At 67.3% G+C, this 21,800-nt stretch carries 20 protein-coding genes; 3 read left to right on the plus strand and 17 right to left on the minus strand.

Features of this window, described 5'->3' with window-relative positions; translation table 11 throughout:
* Positions 1 to 147: 147 nt before the first annotated feature.
* From SLQ33_RS23290 to SLQ33_RS23310, 5 genes are all read right to left on the minus strand, one after another.
* Entirely contained in the window at positions 148 to 1,383 is a 1,236-nt protein-coding gene (locus tag SLQ33_RS23290; RefSeq protein ID WP_319456259.1) for a fatty acid desaturase, read from the minus strand.
* 68 nt (positions 1,384 to 1,451) lie between these two features.
* The gene (locus SLQ33_RS23295; protein WP_319456260.1) at positions 1,452 to 2,591 is read right to left on the minus strand and encodes a ferredoxin reductase; all 1,140 of its coding nucleotides are present in this window, start codon (positions 2,589 to 2,591) and stop codon (positions 1,452 to 1,454) included.
* A gap of 107 nt (positions 2,592 to 2,698) precedes the next feature.
* Positions 2,699 to 3,199 (minus strand): DUF6912 family protein, encoded by a 501-nt coding sequence (locus SLQ33_RS23300; protein WP_319456559.1) that lies wholly within the window; start codon positions 3,197 to 3,199, stop codon positions 2,699 to 2,701.
* Positions 3,200 to 3,214: 15 nt separating this feature from the next.
* Positions 3,215 to 4,072: a polyphosphate kinase 2 gene (ppk2, locus tag SLQ33_RS23305; RefSeq protein ID WP_319456261.1), complete on the minus strand. Its 858-nt coding sequence runs from the start codon at positions 4,070 to 4,072 to the stop codon at positions 3,215 to 3,217.
* 59 nt (positions 4,073 to 4,131) lie between these two features.
* Complete coding sequence (locus tag SLQ33_RS23310) at positions 4,132 to 5,529, minus strand: wax ester/triacylglycerol synthase family O-acyltransferase (RefSeq protein ID WP_319456262.1); 1,398 nt, start codon at positions 5,527 to 5,529, stop codon at positions 4,132 to 4,134.
* A 177-nt stretch (positions 5,530 to 5,706) separates the two neighbouring features.
* On the opposite strand from SLQ33_RS23310, the gene SLQ33_RS23315 reads away from it, so the two are divergent.
* Positions 5,707 to 6,195, plus strand: a complete 489-nt coding sequence (locus tag SLQ33_RS23315) for an Rv3235 family protein (protein ID WP_319456263.1) — start codon at positions 5,707 to 5,709, stop codon at positions 6,193 to 6,195.
* A 14-nt stretch (positions 6,196 to 6,209) separates the two neighbouring features.
* On the opposite strand, the gene secA is transcribed toward SLQ33_RS23315, so the two are convergent.
* From secA to SLQ33_RS23330, 3 genes are all read right to left on the minus strand, one after another.
* Positions 6,210 to 9,056: a preprotein translocase subunit SecA gene (secA, locus tag SLQ33_RS23320; RefSeq protein ID WP_319456264.1), complete on the minus strand. Its 2,847-nt coding sequence runs from the start codon at positions 9,054 to 9,056 to the stop codon at positions 6,210 to 6,212.
* A 140-nt stretch (positions 9,057 to 9,196) separates the two neighbouring features.
* Positions 9,197 to 9,844 (minus strand): ribosome hibernation-promoting factor, HPF/YfiA family, encoded by a 648-nt coding sequence (gene hpf / locus SLQ33_RS23325; protein WP_319456560.1) that lies wholly within the window; start codon positions 9,842 to 9,844, stop codon positions 9,197 to 9,199.
* 337 nt (positions 9,845 to 10,181) lie between these two features.
* Positions 10,182 to 10,805, minus strand: a complete 624-nt coding sequence (locus SLQ33_RS23330; RefSeq protein ID WP_319456561.1) for a ComF family protein — start codon at positions 10,803 to 10,805, stop codon at positions 10,182 to 10,184.
* 61 nt (positions 10,806 to 10,866) lie between these two features.
* Here SLQ33_RS23330 and SLQ33_RS23335 point away from each other — a divergent pair, with 61 nt between their 5' ends.
* On the plus strand, positions 10,867 to 11,673 hold the full coding sequence (locus SLQ33_RS23335; protein ID WP_319456265.1) for an SDR family NAD(P)-dependent oxidoreductase: 807 nt from the start codon (positions 10,867 to 10,869) through the stop codon (positions 11,671 to 11,673).
* Positions 11,670 to 12,485 carry an SDR family oxidoreductase gene (locus SLQ33_RS23340; RefSeq protein ID WP_319456266.1) on the plus strand — a complete coding sequence of 272 codons (816 nt, stop codon included), beginning with the start codon at positions 11,670 to 11,672 and terminating at the stop codon, positions 12,483 to 12,485. Before SLQ33_RS23335 ends, SLQ33_RS23340 begins: the two co-directional genes overlap by 4 nt.
* 14 nt (positions 12,486 to 12,499) lie before the next feature.
* Here SLQ33_RS23340 and lpqB read toward each other — a convergent pair whose 3' ends face one another.
* From lpqB to ahcY, 9 genes are all read right to left on the minus strand, one after another.
* Positions 12,500 to 14,266: an MtrAB system accessory lipoprotein LpqB gene (lpqB, locus tag SLQ33_RS23345; RefSeq protein WP_413467755.1), complete on the minus strand. Its 1,767-nt coding sequence runs from the start codon at positions 14,264 to 14,266 to the stop codon at positions 12,500 to 12,502.
* Entirely contained in the window at positions 14,263 to 15,912 is a 1,650-nt protein-coding gene (mtrB, locus tag SLQ33_RS23350; protein WP_319456267.1) for an MtrAB system histidine kinase MtrB, read from the minus strand. The genes lpqB and mtrB overlap by 4 nt, the downstream gene beginning before the upstream one ends.
* A gap of 22 nt (positions 15,913 to 15,934) precedes the next feature.
* Positions 15,935 to 16,621: a two-component system response regulator MtrA gene (gene mtrA / locus SLQ33_RS23355; protein WP_319456268.1), complete on the minus strand. Its 687-nt coding sequence runs from the start codon at positions 16,619 to 16,621 to the stop codon at positions 15,935 to 15,937.
* 64 nt (positions 16,622 to 16,685) lie between these two features.
* A complete protein-coding gene (locus SLQ33_RS23360; RefSeq protein ID WP_319456269.1) occupies positions 16,686 to 17,315 on the minus strand; it encodes a dTMP kinase in 630 nt (209 codons plus the stop codon).
* A gap of 32 nt (positions 17,316 to 17,347) precedes the next feature.
* On the minus strand, positions 17,348 to 18,661 hold the full coding sequence (locus tag SLQ33_RS23365; RefSeq protein ID WP_413467754.1) for a lipase family protein: 1,314 nt from the start codon (positions 18,659 to 18,661) through the stop codon (positions 17,348 to 17,350).
* Between the two features lie 98 nt (positions 18,662 to 18,759).
* Entirely contained in the window at positions 18,760 to 19,008 is a 249-nt protein-coding gene (locus SLQ33_RS23370; protein ID WP_319456270.1) for a hypothetical protein, read from the minus strand.
* Entirely contained in the window at positions 19,008 to 19,871 is an 864-nt protein-coding gene (locus tag SLQ33_RS23375; protein ID WP_319456564.1) for an oxygenase MpaB family protein, read from the minus strand. The genes SLQ33_RS23370 and SLQ33_RS23375 overlap by 1 nt, the downstream gene beginning before the upstream one ends.
* A gap of 32 nt (positions 19,872 to 19,903) precedes the next feature.
* Positions 19,904 to 20,128 carry a hypothetical protein gene (locus SLQ33_RS23380; RefSeq protein WP_319456271.1) on the minus strand — a complete coding sequence of 75 codons (225 nt, stop codon included), beginning with the start codon at positions 20,126 to 20,128 and terminating at the stop codon, positions 19,904 to 19,906.
* 182 nt (positions 20,129 to 20,310) lie between these two features.
* A complete protein-coding gene (gene ahcY / locus SLQ33_RS23385) occupies positions 20,311 to 21,777 on the minus strand; it encodes an adenosylhomocysteinase (protein WP_319456272.1) in 1,467 nt (488 codons plus the stop codon).
* Between the last annotated feature and the right edge of the window lie 23 nt (positions 21,778 to 21,800).

The following is a 21,800-nucleotide window of genomic DNA, read 5'->3' on the forward strand; positions in this document are numbered from 1 at the left end:
AACTCAACGCCCGCCCCCGCGAACGCTACAAATGGCGCACCCCGGCCGAAGAACTCGACCGACTACTCTCAAACCCGTCCGCATACGTTGCAGCCACCGCTTGAGTTCAAGGCGAGTGCACTACGCCCTGAGCGCTATGTCAATGAACTAGACGGCGAGCTCGCGGCGCTTTTCGCGGCGCCGGGCACGCACTGCAGCGACGGCCGACTTGAGCCCTCGCCGCTCACTGGCTGGGAGCTCGTCGAACATGCGCTCGCTGCGGGTCTCCGGCGCATCGTCGCGGGTGCCGCTGAGGTACTTGTCCGGCAGCGACAGCTTGGCGATGGTGCGCCACGTCTTTCCGTACTGGATCAGGAAAGAGCCAGTGGTGTAAGGCAAGTCGTACTTGTCGCACACCTCGCGCACCCGCTTGGAGATCTCGTGCAACCGGTTGCTCGGCAGATCCGGGTACAGATGATGCTCGATCTGGTGGCACAGGTTGCCACTCATGAAGCGCAGCCCTGGGCCCGCTTCGAAGTTGGCACTGCCGAGCATCTGGCGCAGATACCACTGGCCCTTGCTCTCGCCGACCATGTCCGTCTTGGTGAACTTGTCTGCGCCATCGGGGAAGTGGCCGCAGAAGATCACGGCGTTCGCCCAGACGTTGCGGATCACGTTGGCGACCGCGTTGGCCTTCAACGTCGACTTGTACGTCGCGCCAGGAGACAGAGCCGTCAGCGCGGGCCACACGACGTAGTCCTTGGCCACCTGGTGGCCGGCCTTGACCCCGAACTCGCGCACGCGGATCAGCGTGGCCTTGCGGTCGTCGCGGCCCTTGGAGATCTTGCCAAGTTCCAAGTGCTGCAAGCCGACTCCCCATTCGAAGCCGATCGCAAGCAGCGTGTTGAACAGCAGGTTGCCGTAGAGATTGAACGGCTTCCAGCGCTGATCGCGGGTGACCCGGATGACGCCGTAGCCCACGTCGTCGTCCATGCCGAGGATGTTGGTGTACTTGTGGTGCATGAAGTTGTGCGTGAACCGCCAGTGCTTGGAGGCGCCGCTCATGTCCCACTCCCACGTCGAGGAGTGAATCTCGGGATCGTTCATCCAATCCCATTGGCCGTGCATGACGTTGTGGCCGATCTCCATGTTCTCGACGATCTTGGAGATGCCCAGCGTCACGGTGCCTGCCCACCACGCCGATCGGCGCGAGCCAGCGGCCAGCATCAGCCGGCCAGCCACCTCGAGCGCTCGTTGAGCGGCGATGGTGCGGTGGATGTAGCGCGCATCGCGCTCACCACGGGAGTCTTCGATGTCCAGTCGGATCGCATCGAGCTCGTTTCCCAGATTCTCGATGTCCGCATCAGTCAGATGCGTGAATTCCGGTACGTCAGTGATTGCCATCGGTCAGCCTCCTTTCCTTACCTACGCTACCGTAACCTACGTTGCCGTAGGTTACCTGGCAGTAAACCCTAGACGTCGAGCACACAATCGCCAGAAGCTGCGGAAATACACGTTTGTACGCGACTGCCTGGTTCGTGTTCGACACCGGTGCGTAGGTCGCGGACGTGGCCGTCGAGCAGTCCGACGACGCACGACTGGCAGATGCCCATGCGGCACCCGAACGGCATCTGCACGCCTACCTGCTCCCCCGCGTCCATCAGCGACGTCGCGGCGTCGGCGTTCGCGGTCTTGCCGCTGCGCTCGAACGTGACGGTGCCGCCGGTGCCCCGCACCTTCCCGCGTGAGGCCGCGAAACGTTCGAGGTGGAGTAGCTCGTCCACACCCGCGGCCGACCACAGTCGATGAGCGTCGTCCAGCATGGCCGCAGGCCCGCACGCCCACGTCTGGCGCGTCTGCCAGTCCGGCACCTCGTCAGCGAGGCGTGACAAGTCGAGCCGACCCTGGGTTTTGGTCGCCCGCACCTGGAGCCGATAGCTGGCGTGCGTCTGCGCCAACTCCGTCAGCTCCTTTGCGAAGATGACGTCGGATTCCGTTGGCGCCGAATGCAAGTGGACGATGTCGCCTACCTGATCACGCTTGGCCAGCGTGCGCAGCATCGACATCACCGGGGTGACTCCCGATCCCGCCGTGAGGAACAACACCGACGCAGGAGCTGGGTTCGGCATGACGAAGTTGCCCTGCGGAGCGGCCAACCGCACGATGGTGCCCGGTGCGACGCCGCCGACCAGGTGCGTGGAAAGAAAGCCCTCCGGCATGGCCTTGACCGTGATGGTGATGGTTCGCGAACCCCGTATCGGGCTGGAGGTCAGCGAATACGACCGCCACCGCCAGCGTCCGTCGACGAGTACGCCGATACCGACGTACTGGCCGGGGTCGTAGTCGAAGGCGAATCCCCAGCCCGGCTTGATGACCAGCGTCGCGGAGTCGACGGTCTCGCGGCGCACCTCAACCACCCGGCCACGCAGTTCGCGGGCCGACCACAGCGGATTGGCGAGCTTGAGGTAGTCGTCGGGCAGCAGCGGCGTGGTCACCCGCTCGGCGATCGAGCGCATTGTCTTCCACACCGGGTGCTGCTTGGCGCCGACCGCAACGGACGGACGGACGGTGTCGACGACCTTTGCCGAAACCTTGATTTCGTTCTTTGCCATGACAGCTTCCTGCTCGCGACTGCGATGTAGTGGAGTTTCGGGGCCGAAGTCTGGGGCCCCAACGCGCTAACCTACGGTACCGTAACTTGCGGCTCCTGGCCCAACGGTCAGAGCAGTTCCAGCAAGAACGGGAGTTCTTGCGTGGCGTACCAAGCCAGGTCGTGGTCCTGGGCGTCACCGACGGTGAGCTCGGCGTCCTCGTCGCCCAGATCCGCCGAGTCGACCACCTCAAGCGCCGCCACCACCGCCGCTTCGGCTGCCGCGTTGTCCACGTAGGCGGCGACGACGTCGGCGAGGCCGATCGGTCCCGCGAGCCGCACGACGGCGTCGTCGAGGTCGGGTCGCGCCGTCGCACCCGACACCTCGGCCTCGAGCACCACCCGGCGCGGAGGCAAGTCGCCTGCCGGCTCGCCCGCCATCAGCCGCAGCGACGCCAGCGCCGCCTCGCGCAACGCCACCTCGGCGAGCTCGTCGTCGGCGCCCTCGGCGTATGACTCGCGCAGCGTCGGCGTCACCGCGAAGGCGGTACCGCTGCGCGCGTGCATCGAGCCGTCGGCGACGAGCCGCTGCAACATGGCCAGCGTGGCCGGAACGTAGACGCGCACCAGCCGAGGGTAGCTGGCCTACTCGGGATCACCCGTCAGCGTCGACACATGGTCGTCGACGTAGGTAGAAAGCGAACGCGGCGGCCGCTCGTAGCTCTTGCTGAGGATCGGCCGCTCCGGCAGCTCCACCTTCGGAAGCTCGACCTCTTGGTAGTCGATCGTGGACAACAGGTGCGACATCATGTTCAGCCGGGCGTGCTTCTTGATGTCAGACTCCACGACGTACCACGGACTCTGGGGGATGTCGGTATGCACCATCATCTGGTCCTTGGCCCGCGAATAGTCCTCCCAGCGATAGACCGACTCCAGGTCCATCGGGCTGAGCTTCCACTGCCGGACCGGGTCGTTCATCCTGGACTTGAACCGGCGCAATTGCTCGTCGTCTGACACCGAGAACCAGTACTTGCGCAACAGGATCCCGTCTTCGAGAAGCATCTGCTCGAACACCGGGGTCTGGCGCAGGAACAACGTATGTTCCTGCGGCGTACAGAATCCCATGACCTGCTCGACGCCGGCCCGGTTGTACCAGGACCGGTCGAAGAGCACGATCTCGCCCTTCGAGGGCAGTTGCGCGATGTAGCGCTGGTAGTACCACTGACCGCGCTCGCGGTCAGTGGGCGCCGGCAGCGCGGCGATTCTGGCTACCCGGGGGCTGAGGTACTCGGTGATGCGCTTGATGGTGCCGCCCTTGCCCGCGGCGTCGCGCCCCTCGAAGATGACCGCGATGCGTGCGCCCGTATGCCGCGCCCACTCCTGCAACTTCACGAATTCCGTTTGGAGACGGAATAACTCGGCCTCGTAGACGTCGTTGGGGAGTTTCGACTTGACCTTCTTGCGCTTCGACTTGGGCTCGCGCTCCGACTTCGTGCTGCTCATCGCACGAATCGTAGTGCCGCGGGCTCGACTTCACCCGTCGAGCGTCGCGGCGCCGACGGCTATCTGGCGGCCTCGAGCAGCTCGTCGAGCGATTCGGCGAGCAGCGTGGGGAACACGTCGACGTCGCTCATCGCGTCACGGTCGGCGTTGATGCCGAAATACAGCATGCCGTTGTAGGACGTCACGCCGATCGCCAGCACCTGGTTGTTCAGCAGCGGTGGCACGGCGTATGTCTCGAGCAGCTTCGTGCCCGCGAGGTACATCTGCTTCTGCGCACCGGGCACGTTGGTGATCAACACGTTGAACTGTCGGGCCGAAAAGCTCGTCGCGACGCGAGTTCCCATGGCGTGCAACGTCGGTGGCGCGAACCCCGATAGCGTGACGATGGTACGCGCGTCGACGAGGCTGGCCGCGGTCGACACCGACTCGGTGGCATGCGCGATCTGCGAGAGCCGCACTACCGCATTGCCCTCCCCGACGGGCAGGTCGACGAGGAACGGGGACACCTCGCTGATCGCCTGCCCCGGCCCGGTCGCGTCGAGCTCGCCGTCGGGATAGACCGACATCGGCGCCATCGCCCGCACCGTCGACGTCGACGTGACCGGCTCGCCGCGCGACATCAGCCAATTGCGCAGCGCCCCAGCCACCACCGCGAGCACGACGTCGTTGACGTCGCAGTCGTAGCGCGCCCGAAGCCCGCGGTAGTCCTCGAGCCGGTGGCATGCGACGGCGAACCGGCGATTGCGCGACACCGTGGTGTTGAGCGGGCTGTTCGGTGCGGTGCCCCGCGCGACCGTCTTGGCGACGTCGGCCAGTCGCCGTCCGACGTCGACCAGCTGACTCGTGTTGGACACCGCAGAGCGGACCGCGGCCAGCTGCACGCCGGGACGCGCGATCCACTCGCCGACGGCGCCCACCACCAGTCGGGTGTCACTGGGTTCCCGCGCCGGGATCCAGATGTCCTCGCCGAACACCGGCGCCTTCTGCGTCCGGTCGGCGATGACGTGTCCAACCTCCAACGCCGTCATGCCGTTGACCAATGCTTGATGCGTCTTCGTGTAGACGGCGATCCGGTTCTTCGCCAGGCCCTCGACGAGGTACATCTCCCACAGTGGCCGGGACTTGTCGAGCTGACGCGATCCGAGCCGTGCCACCAGGTCGTGCAGTTGTGCGTCGCTGCCCGGCGACGGCAGCGCCGACCGCCGGATGTGGTAGGTGATGTCGAAGTCGCGGTCGTCGATCCACACGGGTCGCGCGAGGCCGAACGCGACCTCCCGCACCTTCTGGCGGTAACGCGGAATCTGGGGCAGCCGGCGCTCGACGGTGGCGAGCAGCGTCTCGTAGCTCAGCCCGTTGCGCGGCTTGCGGAGGATCGACAGCGACCCGACGTACATGGGGGTCGCCGTGTTCTCCAGGTGATAGAACGCCGCGTCCGACGCCGACAACCTGGTCACCATGACGCCGCCGCCCCTCCCCTGTGTGCGATGCCGCTCTTACGACCCCGTCACGGTAACGGTCGAATCCTGGCGCCCGCATCACGGGTGCGTCGGAGTGTCCTTCGGGCGTGCGATCATGAAGGAAGTCTGTCCCTCTCCAGCAGATTCGTTCCGTTCGTCCGACCCGCTGGAGCAGCCGTGACCGCATCCCGTTTCGTCTCGCCGATCGTCGACTACGAGCCACCACCGCTTGGCGGTCCCCCGCCTCCGTGCCCTCCCCCGACGCCCGCCGCGCTGCATCGCCGCACGCCGCGCCCGCTGCGTCCGGTGCTCTACGGTCACGCCGTTCGCGAACTGCCGCCACCGAGAGCCGCCGCCGTCTTCGCCGACGCGGCACTACGCCGCGTCCTCGAGGTGTCGGACAGGCGCAGGCCGATCGCCGCGCTGCGCCCGTTGCTGACGGCACCACTCGTCGACGCCGTCGTCGCACTGAGCCGCACGCCGTCCAAGGAGGGTGCAGCCGTCCTGCGCCGGGTGCGGGTACGCACCGCAGAGGTGGTCGACGGGGAGGCGACGGCGGCCGAACTGTTCGGCTCGTTCACCAGGGGCGCACGCGTGCACGCGCTGGCCGGGCGCATCGAGGTGGTCGCAGGCCGCTGGCGCGTGGTGGCGCTGCAGCTCGGATGACGGCGGCGCAGTGACTAACCCCGGCGGGCCCGCGGACCGCCGGTGCGGCTCTGCTTGCGGGCCGCTTCGCGACGCTCCCGACGGCTGGCGGGCGGCACCGTGTGCTTCGCCGCGCCCTCCCGCTGCACCTGCGCCGACCCGTCCTCCGACGGTCCGCTGTAGGTGAGCGGCGGCGCCTGCTCGTCGTCGATTCCCTTGACCCGCAACGCCGCTGGGGCCGCGGCGGCAGCAGGCTCGGGGGCACGCTCATCGGTGACCACCGCGCCACCGCGGCTGGCCTCCTGCGCCTTGGCGGCGGCCTCGGCCGCGAACTGGGCGAGGTTGGGCGGGGCGGCCATGGGTGCCACCGCCGGTGCGGCGGCCTGGACCTGTGCATTGAACAGGAGCCCGACCGACTCCTCCTTCAGTGCGTCGAGCATTCCCATGAACATGTCGTACCCCTCGCGCTGGTACTCGACCAGCGGGTCGCGCTGCGCCATCGCACGCAGCCCGATGCCCTCCTTCAGGTAGTCCATCTCGTAGAGGTGCTCGCGCCACTTGCGGTCGACGGTGGTGAGCAGCACGCTGCGCTCCAACTGGCGCATGGCGTCCTCGCCGCCGATCTCCGCAAGCTGGGCCTCCCGCACCTTGTAGGCCGCCTCGGCGTCCTCGACCAACGCGGTAAGCAACTCGTCGCGCGTCAGCTCACCGGGCTCGCCGACGGCGTCGTTGTCGATGAGGTCGTGGTGGTCGATGCCGACGGGGTAGAGCATCTTGAGCGCGGACCACAGCGCCTCGAGATCCCAGTCCTCGGAGTAGCCCTCCGAGGTGGCACCGTCGACGTACGCCGTGACCACGTCGACGAGCATCTTGTGGGCCTGGTCGGCGACGTCCTCGCCCTCGAGGATCAGACGGCGCTCGTTGTAGATGACCTTGCGCTGCTGGTTCATCACCTCGTCGTACTTGAGCACGTTCTTGCGCACTTCGAAGTTCTGTTGCTCGACCTGCGTCTGTGCGCTCTTGATGGCCCGGGTGACCATGTTGGCCTCGATGGGCACGTCCTCGGGCAGGTTGAGTCGGGTCAGCAGGGACTCGAGGGTGGCGCCGTTGAACCGGCGCATCAGCTCGTCGCCCAGCGACAGGTAGAACCGGGACTCACCCGGGTCGCCCTGGCGGCCGGAGCGGCCGCGCAGCTGGTTGTCGATGCGGCGCGACTCGTGCCGTTCGGTGCCGAGCACGTAGAGCCCACCGACCTCGCGGACCTCCTTGGCCTCTTCCTCGACCTCGGCCTTGATCTGATGGAGCACCTCGTCCCAGGCGGCCTCGTAGTCCTCGGGCGTCTCCACCGGATCGAGCCCTCGATCGCGCAGCCGCACATCGGCGAGGAAGTCCGCGTTGCCGCCCAGCACGATGTCAGTACCGCGGCCCGCCATGTTGGTGGCGACCGTGATCGCACTTCGGCGGCCGGCCTCGGCGATGATGTTCGCTTCCTGCTCGTGGAACTTCGCGTTCAGCACGTTGTGCGGGATGCGCCGCTTGGTGAACTGCTTCGACAGATACTCCGAGCGCTCGACGCTGGTGGTGCCGATCAGGACGGGCTGGCCCTTCTCGTAGCGCTCGCTCACGTCGTCGACGACGGCGATGTACTTGGCTTCCTCGGTCTTGTAGATCAGGTCCGACTGGTCGGTGCGGACCATCTCCCGGTTGGTCGGAATGGAGACCACGCCGAGCTTGTAGATCTCGTGAAGCTCGGCGGCCTCGGTCTGCGCGGTACCCGTCATGCCCGAGAGCTTCTTGTACAAGCGGAAGTAGTTCTGCAGCGTGATCGTGGCGAGCGTCTGGTTCTCGTTCTTGATCTCGACGTGCTCCTTGGCCTCGATGGCCTGGTGCATGCCCTCGTTGTAGCGGCGGCCGATCAGCACTCGGCCGGTGAACTCGTCGACGATCAGCACCTCGCCGTCGCGGACGATGTAGTCCTTGTCGCGGAGGAACAGTTCCTTCACCTTGATGGCGTTGTTGAGGTAGCTGACAAGCGGCGAGTTGGCGGCCTCGTAGAGGTTCTCGATGCCAAGTTGATCTTCGACGAATTCGACGCCGACCTCATGCACGCCGATGGTGCGCTTGCGGATGTCGACCTCGTAGTGGACGTCCTTCTCCATGAGCGGAGCGAGCCGGGCGAACTCGACGTACCAGTTCGACGCGCCGTCGGTGGGGCCGGAGATGATCAGCGGGGTCCGGGCCTCGTCGATCAGGATGGAGTCGACCTCGTCGACGACGGCGAAGGGGTGCCCGCGCTGCACCATGTCGTCCACCGTGTGCGCCATGTTGTCGCGCAGGTAGTCGAAGCCGAACTCGTTGTTGGTGCCATAGGTGATGTCGGCGGCGTAGGCGACGCGACGCTCGTCGGGCGTCATCTGGGCGAGGATCACCCCGACGTCGAGACCGAGGAAGCGGTGCACCCGGCCCATCCACTCACTGTCGCGTTTGGCGAGGTAGTCGTTGACGGTGACGACGTGCACGCCCTTGCCGTTGAGCGCGTTGAGGTAGGCGGGCAGCACGCAGGTCAGGGTCTTGCCCTCACCGGTCTTCATCTCCGCGACGTTGCCGAAGTGCAGCGCCGCGCCACCCATCACCTGGACGTCGAACGGCCGCTGGTCGAGCACCCGCCACGCCGCCTCACGGGCCACCGCGAACGCCTCTGGCAGCAGGTCGTCGAGCTCGGCGCCGTCGGCGACGCGCTTCTTGAACTCGTCGGTCTTGGCGCGGAGCTCGGCGTCGGACAGCTTCTCGATGTCGTCGGCCAAGCTGTTCACATAGTCCGCGACCTTCTTGAGGCGCTTGACCATGCGGCCTTCACCAAGACGGAGCAACTTCGACAGCACGTTGATTTCCCCTGTGTAGTGGAGTGTTCTTCGCGATCCATCGTAGGTGACTAACCGTAGAGCCCGATTTCACCGCACGACCAAACGCAAAAGCCCCTCGTTCTCGCGATAGGAGGGGCTTTGCGTCTGCTCGCACAGATTTAGGCCAAGCGAATCAGGCCGTAGTCGTAGGCGTGCCTTCGGTAGACGACGCAGGGCTTGTCGGACTCCTTGTCGTGGAACAGGAAGAAGTCGTGGCCGACGAGTTCCATCTCGTAGAGCGCGTCGTCGACCGTCATCGGGTTGGCGGGGTGTTCCTTGGTCCGCACGATGTGGCCCGGTTCGTGTTCGCCGGCCAGGCCGTTGGTGCTTGCGGAGAGTTCGTCGGTCGTAGCCGGGGGCAGGAAGGCTTCGGGCGCGATCACCTTGGTGGCCTCGGCGACCGAGACCGGCGTCTTGTCGCCATAGTGGATCTTGCGGCGATCCTTGCTGCGACGCAGCCGGCTCTCGAGTTTGCAGACCGCCCCTTCCAGGGCCGCGTAGAAACTGTCCGCACAGGCCTCCCCGCGCACCACCGGGCCCCGACCTCGCGCCGTGATCTCCACGTGTTGGCAGTTCTTCCGCTGGCGTCTGTTGCGTTCGTGGTCGAGTTCGACGTCGAACAGGTAGATGGTGCGGTCGAAGCGCTCGAGGCGCGTCAGCTTCTCGGAGACGTAGATGCGGAAGTGGTCGGGAATCTCGACGTTGCGGCCCTTGACGACGACCTCGGCGCGTGGCGCGGCTACGGGTGCTTCGTCCTCGACGACCATGGTCGATTGGCTTGTTTGCACGGAATTACTTGACATACTTGGCAACTCGTTTCTCTTCGCGGCGCACGCCTAGAGGCATGCCGACTGGTCGGGAAACGCGCCGACGGGATTTCTGCAATTCGCCGCCCACCGGCGCAAGGTGTCGAGAACTCACCTCCTACCGCGGTCAGGCGATGTGGCTCCGAGTTGACTCAGTGCCGCCGTGAGGCACTCACGGGTGGTTGGCACCGACGGTAGTCCGTGTTCACCCGCCTGTGCCACCAATTTCGCAGACCAGTCGCGAGTTCTTCATTTCAGTTTGATCTCGCGGTGACATGTTTTGTGCGCTGCAGCCGGGTCAAGCGTGTGCGATCGCAAGGACCGCGACCACCCGCGCCCCGGATGTTTGCAGGACACGGACAGATTCGTCGGCGGTAGCCCCCGTCGTGACGACGTCGTCGACGAGCACGACCTCGCCCGAGACGGGTCTTCGCACGCGCACCCGCCCGGCGATATTGGCCTGCCGCTGCCCGGCCGTCAGCCCGACGGAGTCGCGCGTGAAGGCCCGCAACGCGAGGGCCTGCACGACGGCGGTGCCGGGCACCTGCGCGGCGCGCGCCAACCTCGTCACCGGATCTCCGCCACGACGGCGAGCCGCGGAACGCCTGGTGGGTCCGGGGACGACGGTGACCGGGGTGACGACGATGCCCCACGCGACGAGCTGGCGCAGTCCCCCGCCGAGCGCCAGCCCGAGCGGGTGGGCGAGCTCGCTGCGCCCCCGCTCCTTGACCGCGATGATCGCCGCCCGTCGCACGCCGACGTGACGTCCTAGGGAGAAGACGGGCACGCCGGGATCGATGCGCGGCGTGATGAGCATGGGTTGGTCCGAGTGGACGGTCAGCGTGCGGGCGCACGCATCGCACCACCGGACCGACGGTGCCCCGCAGCCGCCACACTCCAGGGGCAGGACAAGGTCGAGCAGCACGGGCTCAGTGTGTTCGCGCGCACCGACACCGCGCCGTGCCGAATCCCTTACAGTTGGCATGTCAGTTGACGGCGGACTCATCGTGGAGGCTCTAGTGGTGGACAACGGAGGCGGGGCAACGGCGCTCGTCATCGGCGGCGCATCGGGAATCGGTTGGGCGACGGCCAAGGCGCTCGCCGGCGACGGCAACCGCGTCATCGTGGCCGACCTGAATGCCGACGGCGCGGCGGCGCGGGCGGCGGAGCTCGGCACCCCACACGTCGGCGATGAGGTGAACGTCACCGACGAGGAGTCCGTGGCCGCACTGTTCGAGCGGACCGGACCGCTGGACGTCGTGGTCTGCACCGCAGGGTTTTCCAACATCAGCCTCATCGTCGACATGCCGGTCGACCAGTTCCGGTCCGTCGTCGACGTGTGCCTGACCGGGTCGCTGATCGTCGCCAAGTACGCGGGCAGGGCGTTGCGCGACAACGGCTCGCTGGTGTGGATCTCGTCGCTCAACGCCCGCCAGCCCGCGGCGGGCATGAGCGCCTACTGTGCCGCGAAGGCCGGGCTGTCGATGTTGACTCAGGTGGCGGCCATGGAGTTCGCCACGCGCGGCATCCGGGTCAACGCCGTCGCACCGGGCTTCGTGCTGACCCCGCTCACGGAGGGCGCCGCGATGGTGCCCGGCACGATCGAGGGGTACACCGAGAACACCGTGTTGGGTCGCACCGGGACGCCCGAGGACATCGCTGAGGCGATCCTCTACATCACGAAGGCGCCGTGGCTCACCGGCGAGGTACTCGACATCAACGGTGGCGCCCACATGTTGCGCTACCCCGACGTGATGGGTGCGCTGCAGAAGCTGATGGGTACGGCGTGACGACGTTCATCGGCAAGCAGGCCATCGTCACGGGCGCGGGGTCGGGCATCGGCGCGGCACTGTGCCGCACACTGGCCGCAGCCGGGGCCGACGTGGTGTGCACCGACGTCGACGGCGACGCCGCGGCCCGTACGGCTGAGCCGCTCGGTGCCCGGTCGGCGCGCCTGGACGTCACCGATGCGGCCGCCGTGCAGGCGTGCGTCGACGAGGTGGCGGACCGAAGCGGGCGCCTGGACCTGATGTTCAACAACGCGGGCATCACCTGGGGCGGGGACACCGAACTGCTGACGCTCGACCAGTGGAACGCGATCATCGACGTCAACATCCGCGGTGTCGTGCACGGGGTGGCCGCGGCCTACCCCCTAATGGTGAAACAGGGCCACGGCCACATCGTCAACACCGCGTCGATGGCCGGGCTCGCCGCCGCGGGTCAGATCACCAGCTACGTGATGAGCAAGCACGCCGTCGTCGGGCTCTCCCTGGCGTTGCGCTCGGAGGCCGCCGGGCGCGGCGTCGGCGTGCTGGCCATCTGCCCGACCGCCGTCGAGACGCCGATCCTCGACAAGGGTGAGCTCGGCGGGTTCGTCGGCCGCGACTACTACAAGATGGGTCAACGCAGCGAGACGTTCTCGTCCGCCGACGACCTGGCGCGCGACACCTTGACCGCCATCGAACGGAACAAGGCCCTGCTGGTGTGGCCGCGTCAGGCCCGGACCGCGTGGCGGTTCGCCCGGTTCGCACCCGGTCTGCTGCAACGCATGTCGATCAAGTTCATCGATCGGCAGCGGGCCGCGCAAGCCACCCATTCCTGACCGCCGAACGACGATTAGCCCGACAGCACCGGCATCGCACCGGCCACCATCAGCGGCCGGACCTCCACCCACATCAGGTCGTCCTCGGCGGCCGACCCCGAAAGCTGAAGCACCCCACGCTGATCGCCGACGTAGACCGTCGACGGGTTCGCCGCCACCGTCGCCACCGGGGCTAGCAGGTTGCGGCTGGGACCGTCGGAGTTCACCCCGTCGAGGTTGACGTACGACACCGGGTGCTGGGCGTCGGTGCGCGTGACGACGATGTCGTCGCCGGTACGCCACGACAGCGACACCGCGGTGTTCCCGAGCCCGAAGCCGAGCCGGCGCGGGTAGGTCAGCGCGTACTGGCCACCCGCCGTCTGCTCGACGCTGGCGATGATGACCTGACCCTCGATGACCATCGCGGCGCGCGTCCCGTCCCGCGACAGCGCCAATTCGTTGATGGCTCCTGGGAATCGGGTCTGCACGGCGATGGAGTCGATGGGGATGCGCGCCGGCTGACCGGAGGCGGCCTCCTGGATGACGCGCACCACGTTGTTGCCGTCGACGACGATCCAGATCGCGTCGTCGACCGACCAACTCGGCCGCGACAGCGTGCGCCCATCGAGCGCCTGGGCCGCGTCACCTCCGATCGGGCCGACCCACAGCGACGCCGCCATGTCGGGCGCGCCGGGACGCAGCGTCACCACCGACGCCACCTCCTGCCCGCTGCGCGACAGGGTGGCCGACGTCTGATCGGGCAGCTGACCGAACGCCCCCGCCACGCGCGGCGCCTTCTGCCCGTCCAACGACACGAGCGACCCGCCGATCAACGCGTGCAGTCCCGCGGCAGCACCGGGGTCCGCGCCCGGATCGGTGGCGGCCACGTCGGAGGAATTCCAGCCCTCGGCGAACCGGTCGTCGAGCGCGGCGCCGTCGGCGTTGATGACGTAGGGGCCGTTGACGCCCGCCCGGTTCAGCGTCCAAATGAGCTGGGCCGCAAGCAGTTGCCGGCTGTGCGGGTCCGTGGTCGACAGGCCCTCGAGGTCGATGCGCGCCCCGCCGTACCCGCGGCCAACGCCGGTCTTGCCGCCGTCGCCGCGCGTCACCGGCCCGCGCAGCCGCAACGGCGGGCCGAGCAGGTTCCGCACGGTGTTGTCCATCTCGGGCCGCGGGCCGGAGACGAGCTTGGTCACCAGTTCGGTGGCCAATTGGTCCGGGTCCGACACCGCCACGTAGCGCGGGTCGGGCACGACGGTCTTGCCCGTGGGGTCGACGAAGTACAGCGTGTAGCGCTTGTAGGTGGACTGGAACTGCTGCCAGTCCAGGAACACGCCGTTGGGGAGGCGGTCGATGCGCCACCCGCCCGGCGTCTTGACGAGCTCGATGGGCCCGGGGTCGGGCAGCGCACCCTCCCCCGTCTCGAACACCCCCATGTCGGACAGCGAGCCGAGGATGTCGGCCTTCATGGTGACCGAAACGCGATCGGGCCCACGGGTTTCGACGAACACGACGCGGTCGATCAGCAGAGCGCTACCCGCGTCGTCCCACGACCGCGACGCCGACTCGGTGAGGAACTGCCGGGCGGCGAGGTGGCGGTTGGCGGGGTCTGCGGTCGCCTTGAGGAACTCGCGCAGCAGCACGTCGGGGTCCATGCCAGGGGTTGGCGTCGGCAGGCTCGGCGGCGCGGGCCGGTCGACGGTGCCGATCGCTTGGGGCGCAGACGAACTGGGCACGCCGGCGCATCCGACGAGTGCGACCACGAGCGCCAGCAGCCACGCCAGCGCAAGCGCGCGTGTCACGCGCGGTCTCCCGCGGGTTCGCGCTCGCGGGCCGGCCGGTGCGGCGGCCGGTCGGGCCCAATCGGTTTCAGCGGCAGCGGGCTGGTGGTCACCTTGTGTCCGCGAATCAGCGGGAGGGTGAGGCGGAACGCTGCCCCTTTGCCGGGTTCACCCCACGCCTCGAGGCGGCCCTGGTGCAGCCGGGCGTCCTCGATGCTGATGGCCAGCCCGAGCCCCGTCCCGCCCGACCGCCGCACCCGCGACGGATCGGAGCGCCAGAACCGGCTGAAGACGAGCTTCTCCTCGCCAGGCCGCAACCCAACGCCGTAGTCGCGCACCGTCACTGCGACGGTGTCTTCGTCGGCGGCCATACGGATACGCACCGGCTTGTGCTCGGCATGGTCGATGGCGTTGGCGATGAGGTTGCGCAGGATGCGCTCGACGCGGCGCGCGTCCACCTCGGCGATGACGGCGTCCTCGGGCATCTCGACGATCATCTCGACACCGGCGTCCTTGGCCAGATGGCCGACGTTGTCGAGCGCACTCTCCACCGTCAAGCGCAGATCCTCCGGTTCGACGGACAACTCCGCGACGCCCGCATCGTGGCGGGAGATCTCCAACAGATCGGCAAGCAGCGTCTCGAACCGGTCCAACTCGTTGATCATCAACTCGGTCGACCTGCGCAGCGCAGGATCGAGTTCCTCGCTGTGGTCGTAGATGAGGTCGGCGGCCATGCGCACGGTGGTCAGCGGGGTGCGCAACTCGTGGCTGACGTCAGAGGTGAAGCGCCGCTGCAGGTTTCCGAACTCCTCGAGCTGGGTGATCTGGCGCGACAGGCTCTCCGCCATGTCGTTGAACGACACGGCCAGCCGGGCCATGTCGTCCTCGCCGCGCACCGGCATGCGCTCGGTGAGGTGTCCCTCGGCGAACCGTTCGGCGATCCGCGACGCCGACCGCACCGGCAGCACGATTTGCCGGGCCACCAGCAGTGCGATGGCCGCCAGCAGACCGAGCAGCACGACGCCGGCGGTGAACATGGTGCCGCGGACCAACGAGATGGTGCTCTCCTCGTTGTTCAGCGGGAAGATGAGGTAGAGCTCGAGATTGGTCACGGGCGAGGACGTCGGGCTGCCGACGATCAGCGCCGGCCCGGAGAAGGCGTCGGTGCGCACGGTCGCGTACTGGTAACTGACCTGGCCGGCCTTCACGAAGTCGCGCAGCGTGTTGGGCACCTGATCCGACGGGCCTGCGGCGGTCGCGGCGCGCGGCCCGTCGCCGGGCACGATGAGCACGGCGTCGAAGGCACCGGCCAGGCCGGCACCCGAGTCGGCCTTGCGATCGATGAGTGTGTTGCGCGCCAACTGCAGGCTGCTGTCGAGTGAGCGCGTCTCCTCACCGCCGACGATGCCGCTGACGGTGTTGCGCGCCCTGTCGATCTCCTCGGTGGCCGCGCGCACCTTGACCTCGAGGATGCGGTCGGTGATCTGACTGGTCAGGACGAAGCCGAGCACCATGATGACCGCGAGCGACAACCCGAGCGTGAGGGTCACCACCCGAAGCTGCAGGGAGCGGCGCCACGCGAAACCGAGTGCTCGACCCAAGGCGCCGAGGCCTCGCAGCATCGGCGCCGAGCGACTTCGGATGCGTCGCCGTGAGCCGAAGATCACAGCCACCGCCGAGCGGCGAAGATCACGGCGGTCCGGCCTTGTACCCCACTCCTCGAACGGTCAAGACCACCTGCGGGTTCTCCGGATCCTTCTCGACCTTGGCCCGCAGGCGTTGGACGTGCACGTTCACCAACCGAGTGTCGGCGGGATGCCGGTAGCCCCAGACCTGTTCGAGCAGCACATCCCGAGTAAACACCTGCCGCGGTTTGCGCGCCAACGCCACCAACAGGTCGAACTCCAGCGGTGTCAGCGAAATCTGTTCGCCCATCCGGGTGACCTTGTGAGCAGGCACGTCGATCTCGATGTCGTGAATCGAGATCAGCTCGGCGGGACCGTCGTCGTTGCGACGCAGCCGGGCCCGGACCCGGGCGACGAGCTCCTTCTGCTTGAAGGGCTTCATCACGTAGTCGTCGGCGCCGGATTCCAGCCCGAGCACCACGTCGACGGTGTCGGTCTTGGCCGTCAGCATGACGATGGGCACCCCCGAGTCGGCGCGCAGCACGCGGCACACGTCGATGCCGTTCATGCCGGGCAGCATGAGATCGAGCAGCACGAGATCGGGCCGCAGCTCGCGGACCGCCGTCAGTGCCTGGCTCCCGTCACCGATGACCGCGGTGTCGAATCCCTCGCCCCGCAGCACGATGGTGAGCATCTCGGCCAACGATGGATCGTCGTCGACAACCAGAATTCTTTGCCTCATGGTGTCCATGGTGTCACCAGAACGCGATAAAGCTCGGTTACCACACCGGGCGTTTTCCAGGTAGAACGGCCAATCAGGGCATCAAGGTGCGGGCCAGCTCGGCGGCGGCGACGTCTGGGCCCACGCTGATCCACCGCCCGCACCAGTCACGGGCGGCCAGCGCCGCGTAGGCGGCGCCGGTCCGCCGTTGCAGTCCATCGTCGCGTTCGTAGGCGTCGCGGGCGCGGTCGGCTTCGGTCGCGGCGCGGTGTTGGGCACGTTCGGCGGCCAACTCGGTCGGCACCGCCAGGAGCACCTGCCAGTCCGGCGCGGGCATCGCGAACCTGTCGAACTCGAGGGCGCGCACCCATTGGACGACGTCGCCGTCGACGTCCTGGTGCAGTCGCGCCGCGCTGTAGGCGGCGTTGGACGCGACGTAGCGGTCGAGGATGACGACGTCGTGGGCGCCCCTCAGCCGCGCGAGCTCGTCCTTGGCTCCGGCGCGGTCGAGGGCGAACAGCATGGCCATCGCGTAGACCGACTGGGCGAGATCTCCATGCTCGCCGTGCAGTGCCTCGGCGGCGAGGTCGGCGTGCACCGACTGCTTGTAGCGCGGGAAGGCCAACTGCGCGACGGAGCGGCCGGACGCTTCGAACGATGCGCGTAGCCCTTCGGTCAGCGTGCGCTTGCCCGCGCCGTCGACGCCCTCGATCGCGATGAGCACCCGCCGAGCGTAGCGAGGAAGCGCGGGTCGGCTCAGAACGTCCCGCAGTTGGGCGCGGTCGGTAGCCCGTTGAACCGGTCCGCGATCCACTGCATCGCGGGTTCACCGTCGACCAGCATCGGCAACGCGTGGTTCACCACCAACTTGTTGAGGAACGGCGGCTGCTCGTTGGTGCGGAACTCGACGTCGGCGCCCTGCGCACACCAGTCCCGGCCCAACTGATTCGCGCCGGTCCACGGGACCAGCGGGTCGTACCGGTTGCTGTTGATCAGCACCGGCGAATCCGGTTTGAGCTTGCCGATGCGCTGCATGTCGAACAGCGTCTTGAACGGCTCCCGCTCGACCAGCGCGAAGACGTCCTCGTTGAAGTAGGGCTGCAGGTGACGGAACATGAACTTGGCGATCGTCTCGGCGATGCACTGATCTTGAACCTTGTCGAGCATGTCGGCACCGCGTGGCGTGAGCGTCGCGCGAATGGCGTCCGCAAACTCCGGATACGTGGTGATGACGGAATTGAGTGCGTACCCCACGACCCCCACCAGCGCGCTGCCGTCCGCGTACGGGAAGAGCTCCTTCAGGTCGGCGGGCGGCGCCCCGGCGTACGTGCCGACGACGTGCAGCTCCGGGGCGTACGACGGCGCAAGTTCGGCCGCGCTGGCGGCCGCCCCGCCGCCCTGCGAGTAGCCCCAGAAGGCAAGCGGGCCATGCGGATCCAGCGATGTATCGGGCAGGAGCATCGCCGCTCGGCCCGCGTCGAGCATGGCATTGCCCTCGGCGACTCGGTTGACGTACGTGTGCAGCCCCGGCGTGCCAAGCCCCTGGTAGTCGGTCATGACGATGGCGAAGCCGCGGGCGACCATCGTCGCGACGAACAGTTCCTCGTAGTTGAAGGCGAAGTCCAGGTAGGGCGAGAAGTGGATGCCCTGGTTGAACTGCCGCGACGGGGCACACTGGTCACCCTGGCCCTGCGTGCCGGGACCGTAGACGATGAGCGGGCGCGGCCCCTGACCCGGCCAGTCGTTGTACGGCTCGAAGTAGGTGCCGGTGACCGCCATGGGGTTGCCGCGAGCATCGATGCTGCGGTACATGATTCGCGTTCCGGTGGCCATGATCGCGCCCAACTGGCCGGACGGTTCGAGCACCAGTCGCGACGGCTCGGTGCGGATCAGCTCGCCGGGCTTACCGGGCGGCAGCGGCTCGGGCGGGGTGTAGAACTCGGCGTACTCGTCCTCGTTGTACTTCGGGTCGCGGACGTCGTGGGTGGGGTCAGCGGACGCGCGCGGCGCGATTCCGACTGTCAAAGCAAGGATCACGACGAAAACAAGCCCCACCACTCCCCGAGTCACGCGGGGACCGTAACAGATCCGGTATGACCAACGGGAGCGGTTCCCTACTTTTAGGTAAGTTTACTTTGGGGTAAGTTTGGTGAGGCGGCGTCCGTCGATCACGTCGGGCACACGGCCGACGCGAGCAGTACGAGCGGCCACAGCAGCGTATGGACTCCGAACGCCGCCAACTCCGCGCCCGCGGGCAGGAGGGTCTGCAATTGCGTGCCCAACCGCGTCACCGAGTCGTAGTGCAGAAACGTCAAGACCAATCCGATGACCACGTGCAGCAGTCCGCACCACAACCCGAACTCCAACATGGCGCCGATACTCACCTTGCGGCTCAACAACCTTCGCACCGCGGTCATCAGATCAGCCGCTGATTCGTGCGAACGCGTCGCCGCACGTCGGCCAGGAGCACGTAGCTGCCACCCTGTCTGATGAAGATCGGCAGGAAGCGGTTGACGAAGGCGACGACGAGGAAGAGCGACTCGAACAACCACTGCCGCTTCGGACCCCACCCGACTTCGAGCGCATCCCGAAACACGGGCGCGAGGAAGCCGGTCGTCAGAAACTTCAGCAACGGCCGAAACGGCAGCCCCAGAACGGGATTGATCATCTTCAGGTCGACGAGGTCGCGCAGGTAGGCGTGCACGGTGTCGTCGATGGCGACGAGCCGACAGGCCTCGGTCCAGTAGTCGTCGAACTCGGTGCGGGTGGCCGGCCATTGATCCTCGGTGACCTGCAAGGTCGTGCCGAGCGGCCAGGCCGACCGGTAGAACTGCTCCGCCTGCGCGGCGGTCAGCTCGCCGCGTAGGAGTTGGTAGGTGTCCTCGAGTCCGACGAACAGACAGGCTGCGACCCACATCTGCAGCTCTTGGTCGAATGCGTTGTAGCGCACCGGACTACCGACGGGCGACTTCACGTGCCGATGCGCGCCGTCGACCGCCTCCCGGAACGCCGTGCGGTCCTCGGGCGAGCCGATGATCGCCACCGCGAGGTATTGGAACGTCGTGCGGGCCCGCTTCCACGGATGCTTCAGCAGGTTGCCCGAGTCGACCTTGCTCTCGACTACGCCGTAGCCGACCTGCGGCCGCGACAGTTGCATGATGACGTTGGCGGCCCCGGCCGCGAATGCCCAGAAGTCCATCGCATCGGCTGCGGTCACGTCGTCGTCGCTCCAGCGCGCCGTTCGTCTGCGCACCGAGATTCGGCAGTCGTGCAACGACATTGGTGCGACGGCCGATTCGTCGCCGGACGGGTTCACGCCGCGCACACCGACGGCAACAACAGCACGGGCCAGGACAGCACCGCCCCCACCAGTGTCAGGATCAACTCCAGCCCGTGCACGCCGTCGAACCGTTCGGCGTTGGCGGCCGCCCAGGCGACGCCCAACGCCAGGTAGGGGATGGCCAGGATAAACCCGGTTCCCAGCCACTCCGCGATCGTCATCTCGACGTCCAGCAGCTTCTGCAGCGTGGCGAGCATGTGCGGTCGCGCTCCTCCCCCTCCGCGTGCCGCGGCACGCCGGTGACCCAGAGCGATATGTTAATGGCCATTCCGGACCGTGCGACGCGTTTGGCCCAATCGGACCAGACCATCGACAGCCGCCACGGCGACAGCAAACGGCCCCCGACACTCGCGTGTCGGGGGCCGTCCGTCGTGAAAACTCAGTAGCGGTAGTGCTCGGGCTTGTACGGGCCGTCGACGTCGACGCCGATGTACTCGGCCTGCTCCTTGGTGAGCCTGGTCAGCGTGCCACCGAGCGCCTCGACGTGGATCTTGGCGACCTTCTCGTCGAGGTGCTTGGCCAGCCGGTAGACCTCGTTGTCGTACTCGTCGTTCTTGGTCCACAGCTCGATCTGCGCGATGACCTGGTTGGAGAAGCTGTTGCTCATCACGAACGACGGGTGGCCCGTCGCGTTGCCCAGGTTCAGCAGCCGGCCCTCGGACAGCACGATGATCGAGTGGCCGTCCTCGAACACGAACTCGTCGACCTGCGGCTTGATGTTGATCCGGCGGATCTTCGGATCGCGCTCCAGGCGCGCCATCTCGATCTCGTCATCGAAGTGCCCGATGTTGCCCAGGATCGCCTGGTGCTTCATCGCCTTCATGTGCTCGAGGGTGATGATGCCCTGGTTGCCGGTGGCGGTGATGACGATGTCCGCCCAGCCGATGGCCTCTTCGACCGACTTGACCTCGAAGCCGTCCATGAGCGCCTGCAGCGCGTTGATCGGGTCGATCTCGGTGACCGCGACGCGGGCGCCTTGGGCCTTGAGCGCCTCGGCGCAGCCCTTGCCGACGTCGCCGTAGCCGCAGACCAGCGCGGCCTTGCCGCCGATCAGTACGTCGGTGCCGCGGTTGATGCCGTCGATGAGCGAGTGCCGGGTGCCGTACTTGTTGTCGAACTTGCTCTTGGTCACCGAGTCGTTGACGTTGATGGCCGGGAACGCCAATTCGCCTGCGGCGGCGAACTGGTAGAGCCGCAGCACACCGGTGGTGGTCTCCTCGGTGACGCCCTTGACGGCCTCCGCGATCTTGGTCCACTTGGTCTTGTCGGTCTCGAAGCGCGCCCGCACCAGCGCCAGGAACACCTTCCACTCGTCGGAGTCGTCGTCCTCGCCGGGAGGCACGACGCCGGCCTTCTCGTACTGCGCGCCGCGCAGCACCAGCATGGTGGCGTCACCGCCGTCGTCGAGGATCATGTTGGCCGGCTCGCCCTCCCAGGTGAGCATCTGCTCGGCGGCCCACCAGTACTCCTCAAGCGTCTCGCCCTTCCACGCGAACACCGGGGTGCCCTTGGGCTCCTCGACGGTGCCGTGCGGGCCGACGACGACGGCCGCGGCAGCGTGGTCCTGGGTGGAGAAGATGTTGCAGGACGCCCATCGAACTTCGGCGCCGAGCGCGACAAGCGTCTCGATGAGCACCGCGGTCTGGATCGTCATGTGCAGCGAACCGGAGATGCGCGCACCCTTGAGCGGCAGCACCTCGGCGTACTCGCGGCGCAGCGTCATCAGGCCCGGCATCTCGTGCTCGGCCAGCCGGATCTCCTTGCGGCCGAACTCGGCCAGGTCCAGATCGGCGACCTTGTAATCGATACCGTTGCGGACGTCAGCGGTCAGCGTCGGTGCAGTCATGTAGAGCCCCTTTTTCGTTCGGC

The sequence above is a fragment of the Mycobacterium sp. RTGN6 genome (genome assembly GCF_033804605.1).
Taxonomy (GTDB): domain Bacteria; phylum Actinomycetota; class Actinomycetes; order Mycobacteriales; family Mycobacteriaceae; genus Mycobacterium.

Bases quoted from the DNA above. Each gene is read 5' to 3' on its own strand.
- SLQ33_RS23290 (WP_319456259.1), bottom strand. From the start codon at position 1,383: ATGGCAATCACTGACGTACCGGAATTCACGCATCTGACTGATGCGGAC.
- SLQ33_RS23295 (WP_319456260.1), bottom strand. From the start codon at position 2,591: ATGGCAAAGAACGAAATCAAGGTTTCGGCAAAGGTCGTCGACACCGTC.
- ppk2 (WP_319456261.1), bottom strand. From the start codon at position 4,072: ATGAGCAGCACGAAGTCGGAGCGCGAGCCCAAGTCGAAGCGCAAGAAG.
- SLQ33_RS23310 (WP_319456262.1), bottom strand. From the start codon at position 5,529: ATGGTGACCAGGTTGTCGGCGTCGGACGCGGCGTTCTATCACCTGGAG.
- hpf (WP_319456560.1), bottom strand. From the start codon at position 9,844: ATGGTCGTCGAGGACGAAGCACCCGTAGCCGCGCCACGCGCCGAGGTC.
- SLQ33_RS23335 (WP_319456265.1), top strand. From the start codon at position 10,867: ATGTCAGTTGACGGCGGACTCATCGTGGAGGCTCTAGTGGTGGACAAC.
- mtrA (WP_319456268.1), bottom strand. From the start codon at position 16,621: ATGGACACCATGAGGCAAAGAATTCTGGTTGTCGACGACGATCCATCG.
- SLQ33_RS23370 (WP_319456270.1), bottom strand. From the start codon at position 19,008: ATGACCGCGGTGCGAAGGTTGTTGAGCCGCAAGGTGAGTATCGGCGCC.
- SLQ33_RS23375 (WP_319456564.1), bottom strand. From the start codon at position 19,871: ATGTCGTTGCACGACTGCCGAATCTCGGTGCGCAGACGAACGGCGCGC.
- SLQ33_RS23380 (WP_319456271.1), bottom strand. From the start codon at position 20,128: ATGCTCGCCACGCTGCAGAAGCTGCTGGACGTCGAGATGACGATCGCG.
- ahcY (WP_319456272.1), bottom strand. From the start codon at position 21,777: ATGACTGCACCGACGCTGACCGCTGACGTCCGCAACGGTATCGATTAC.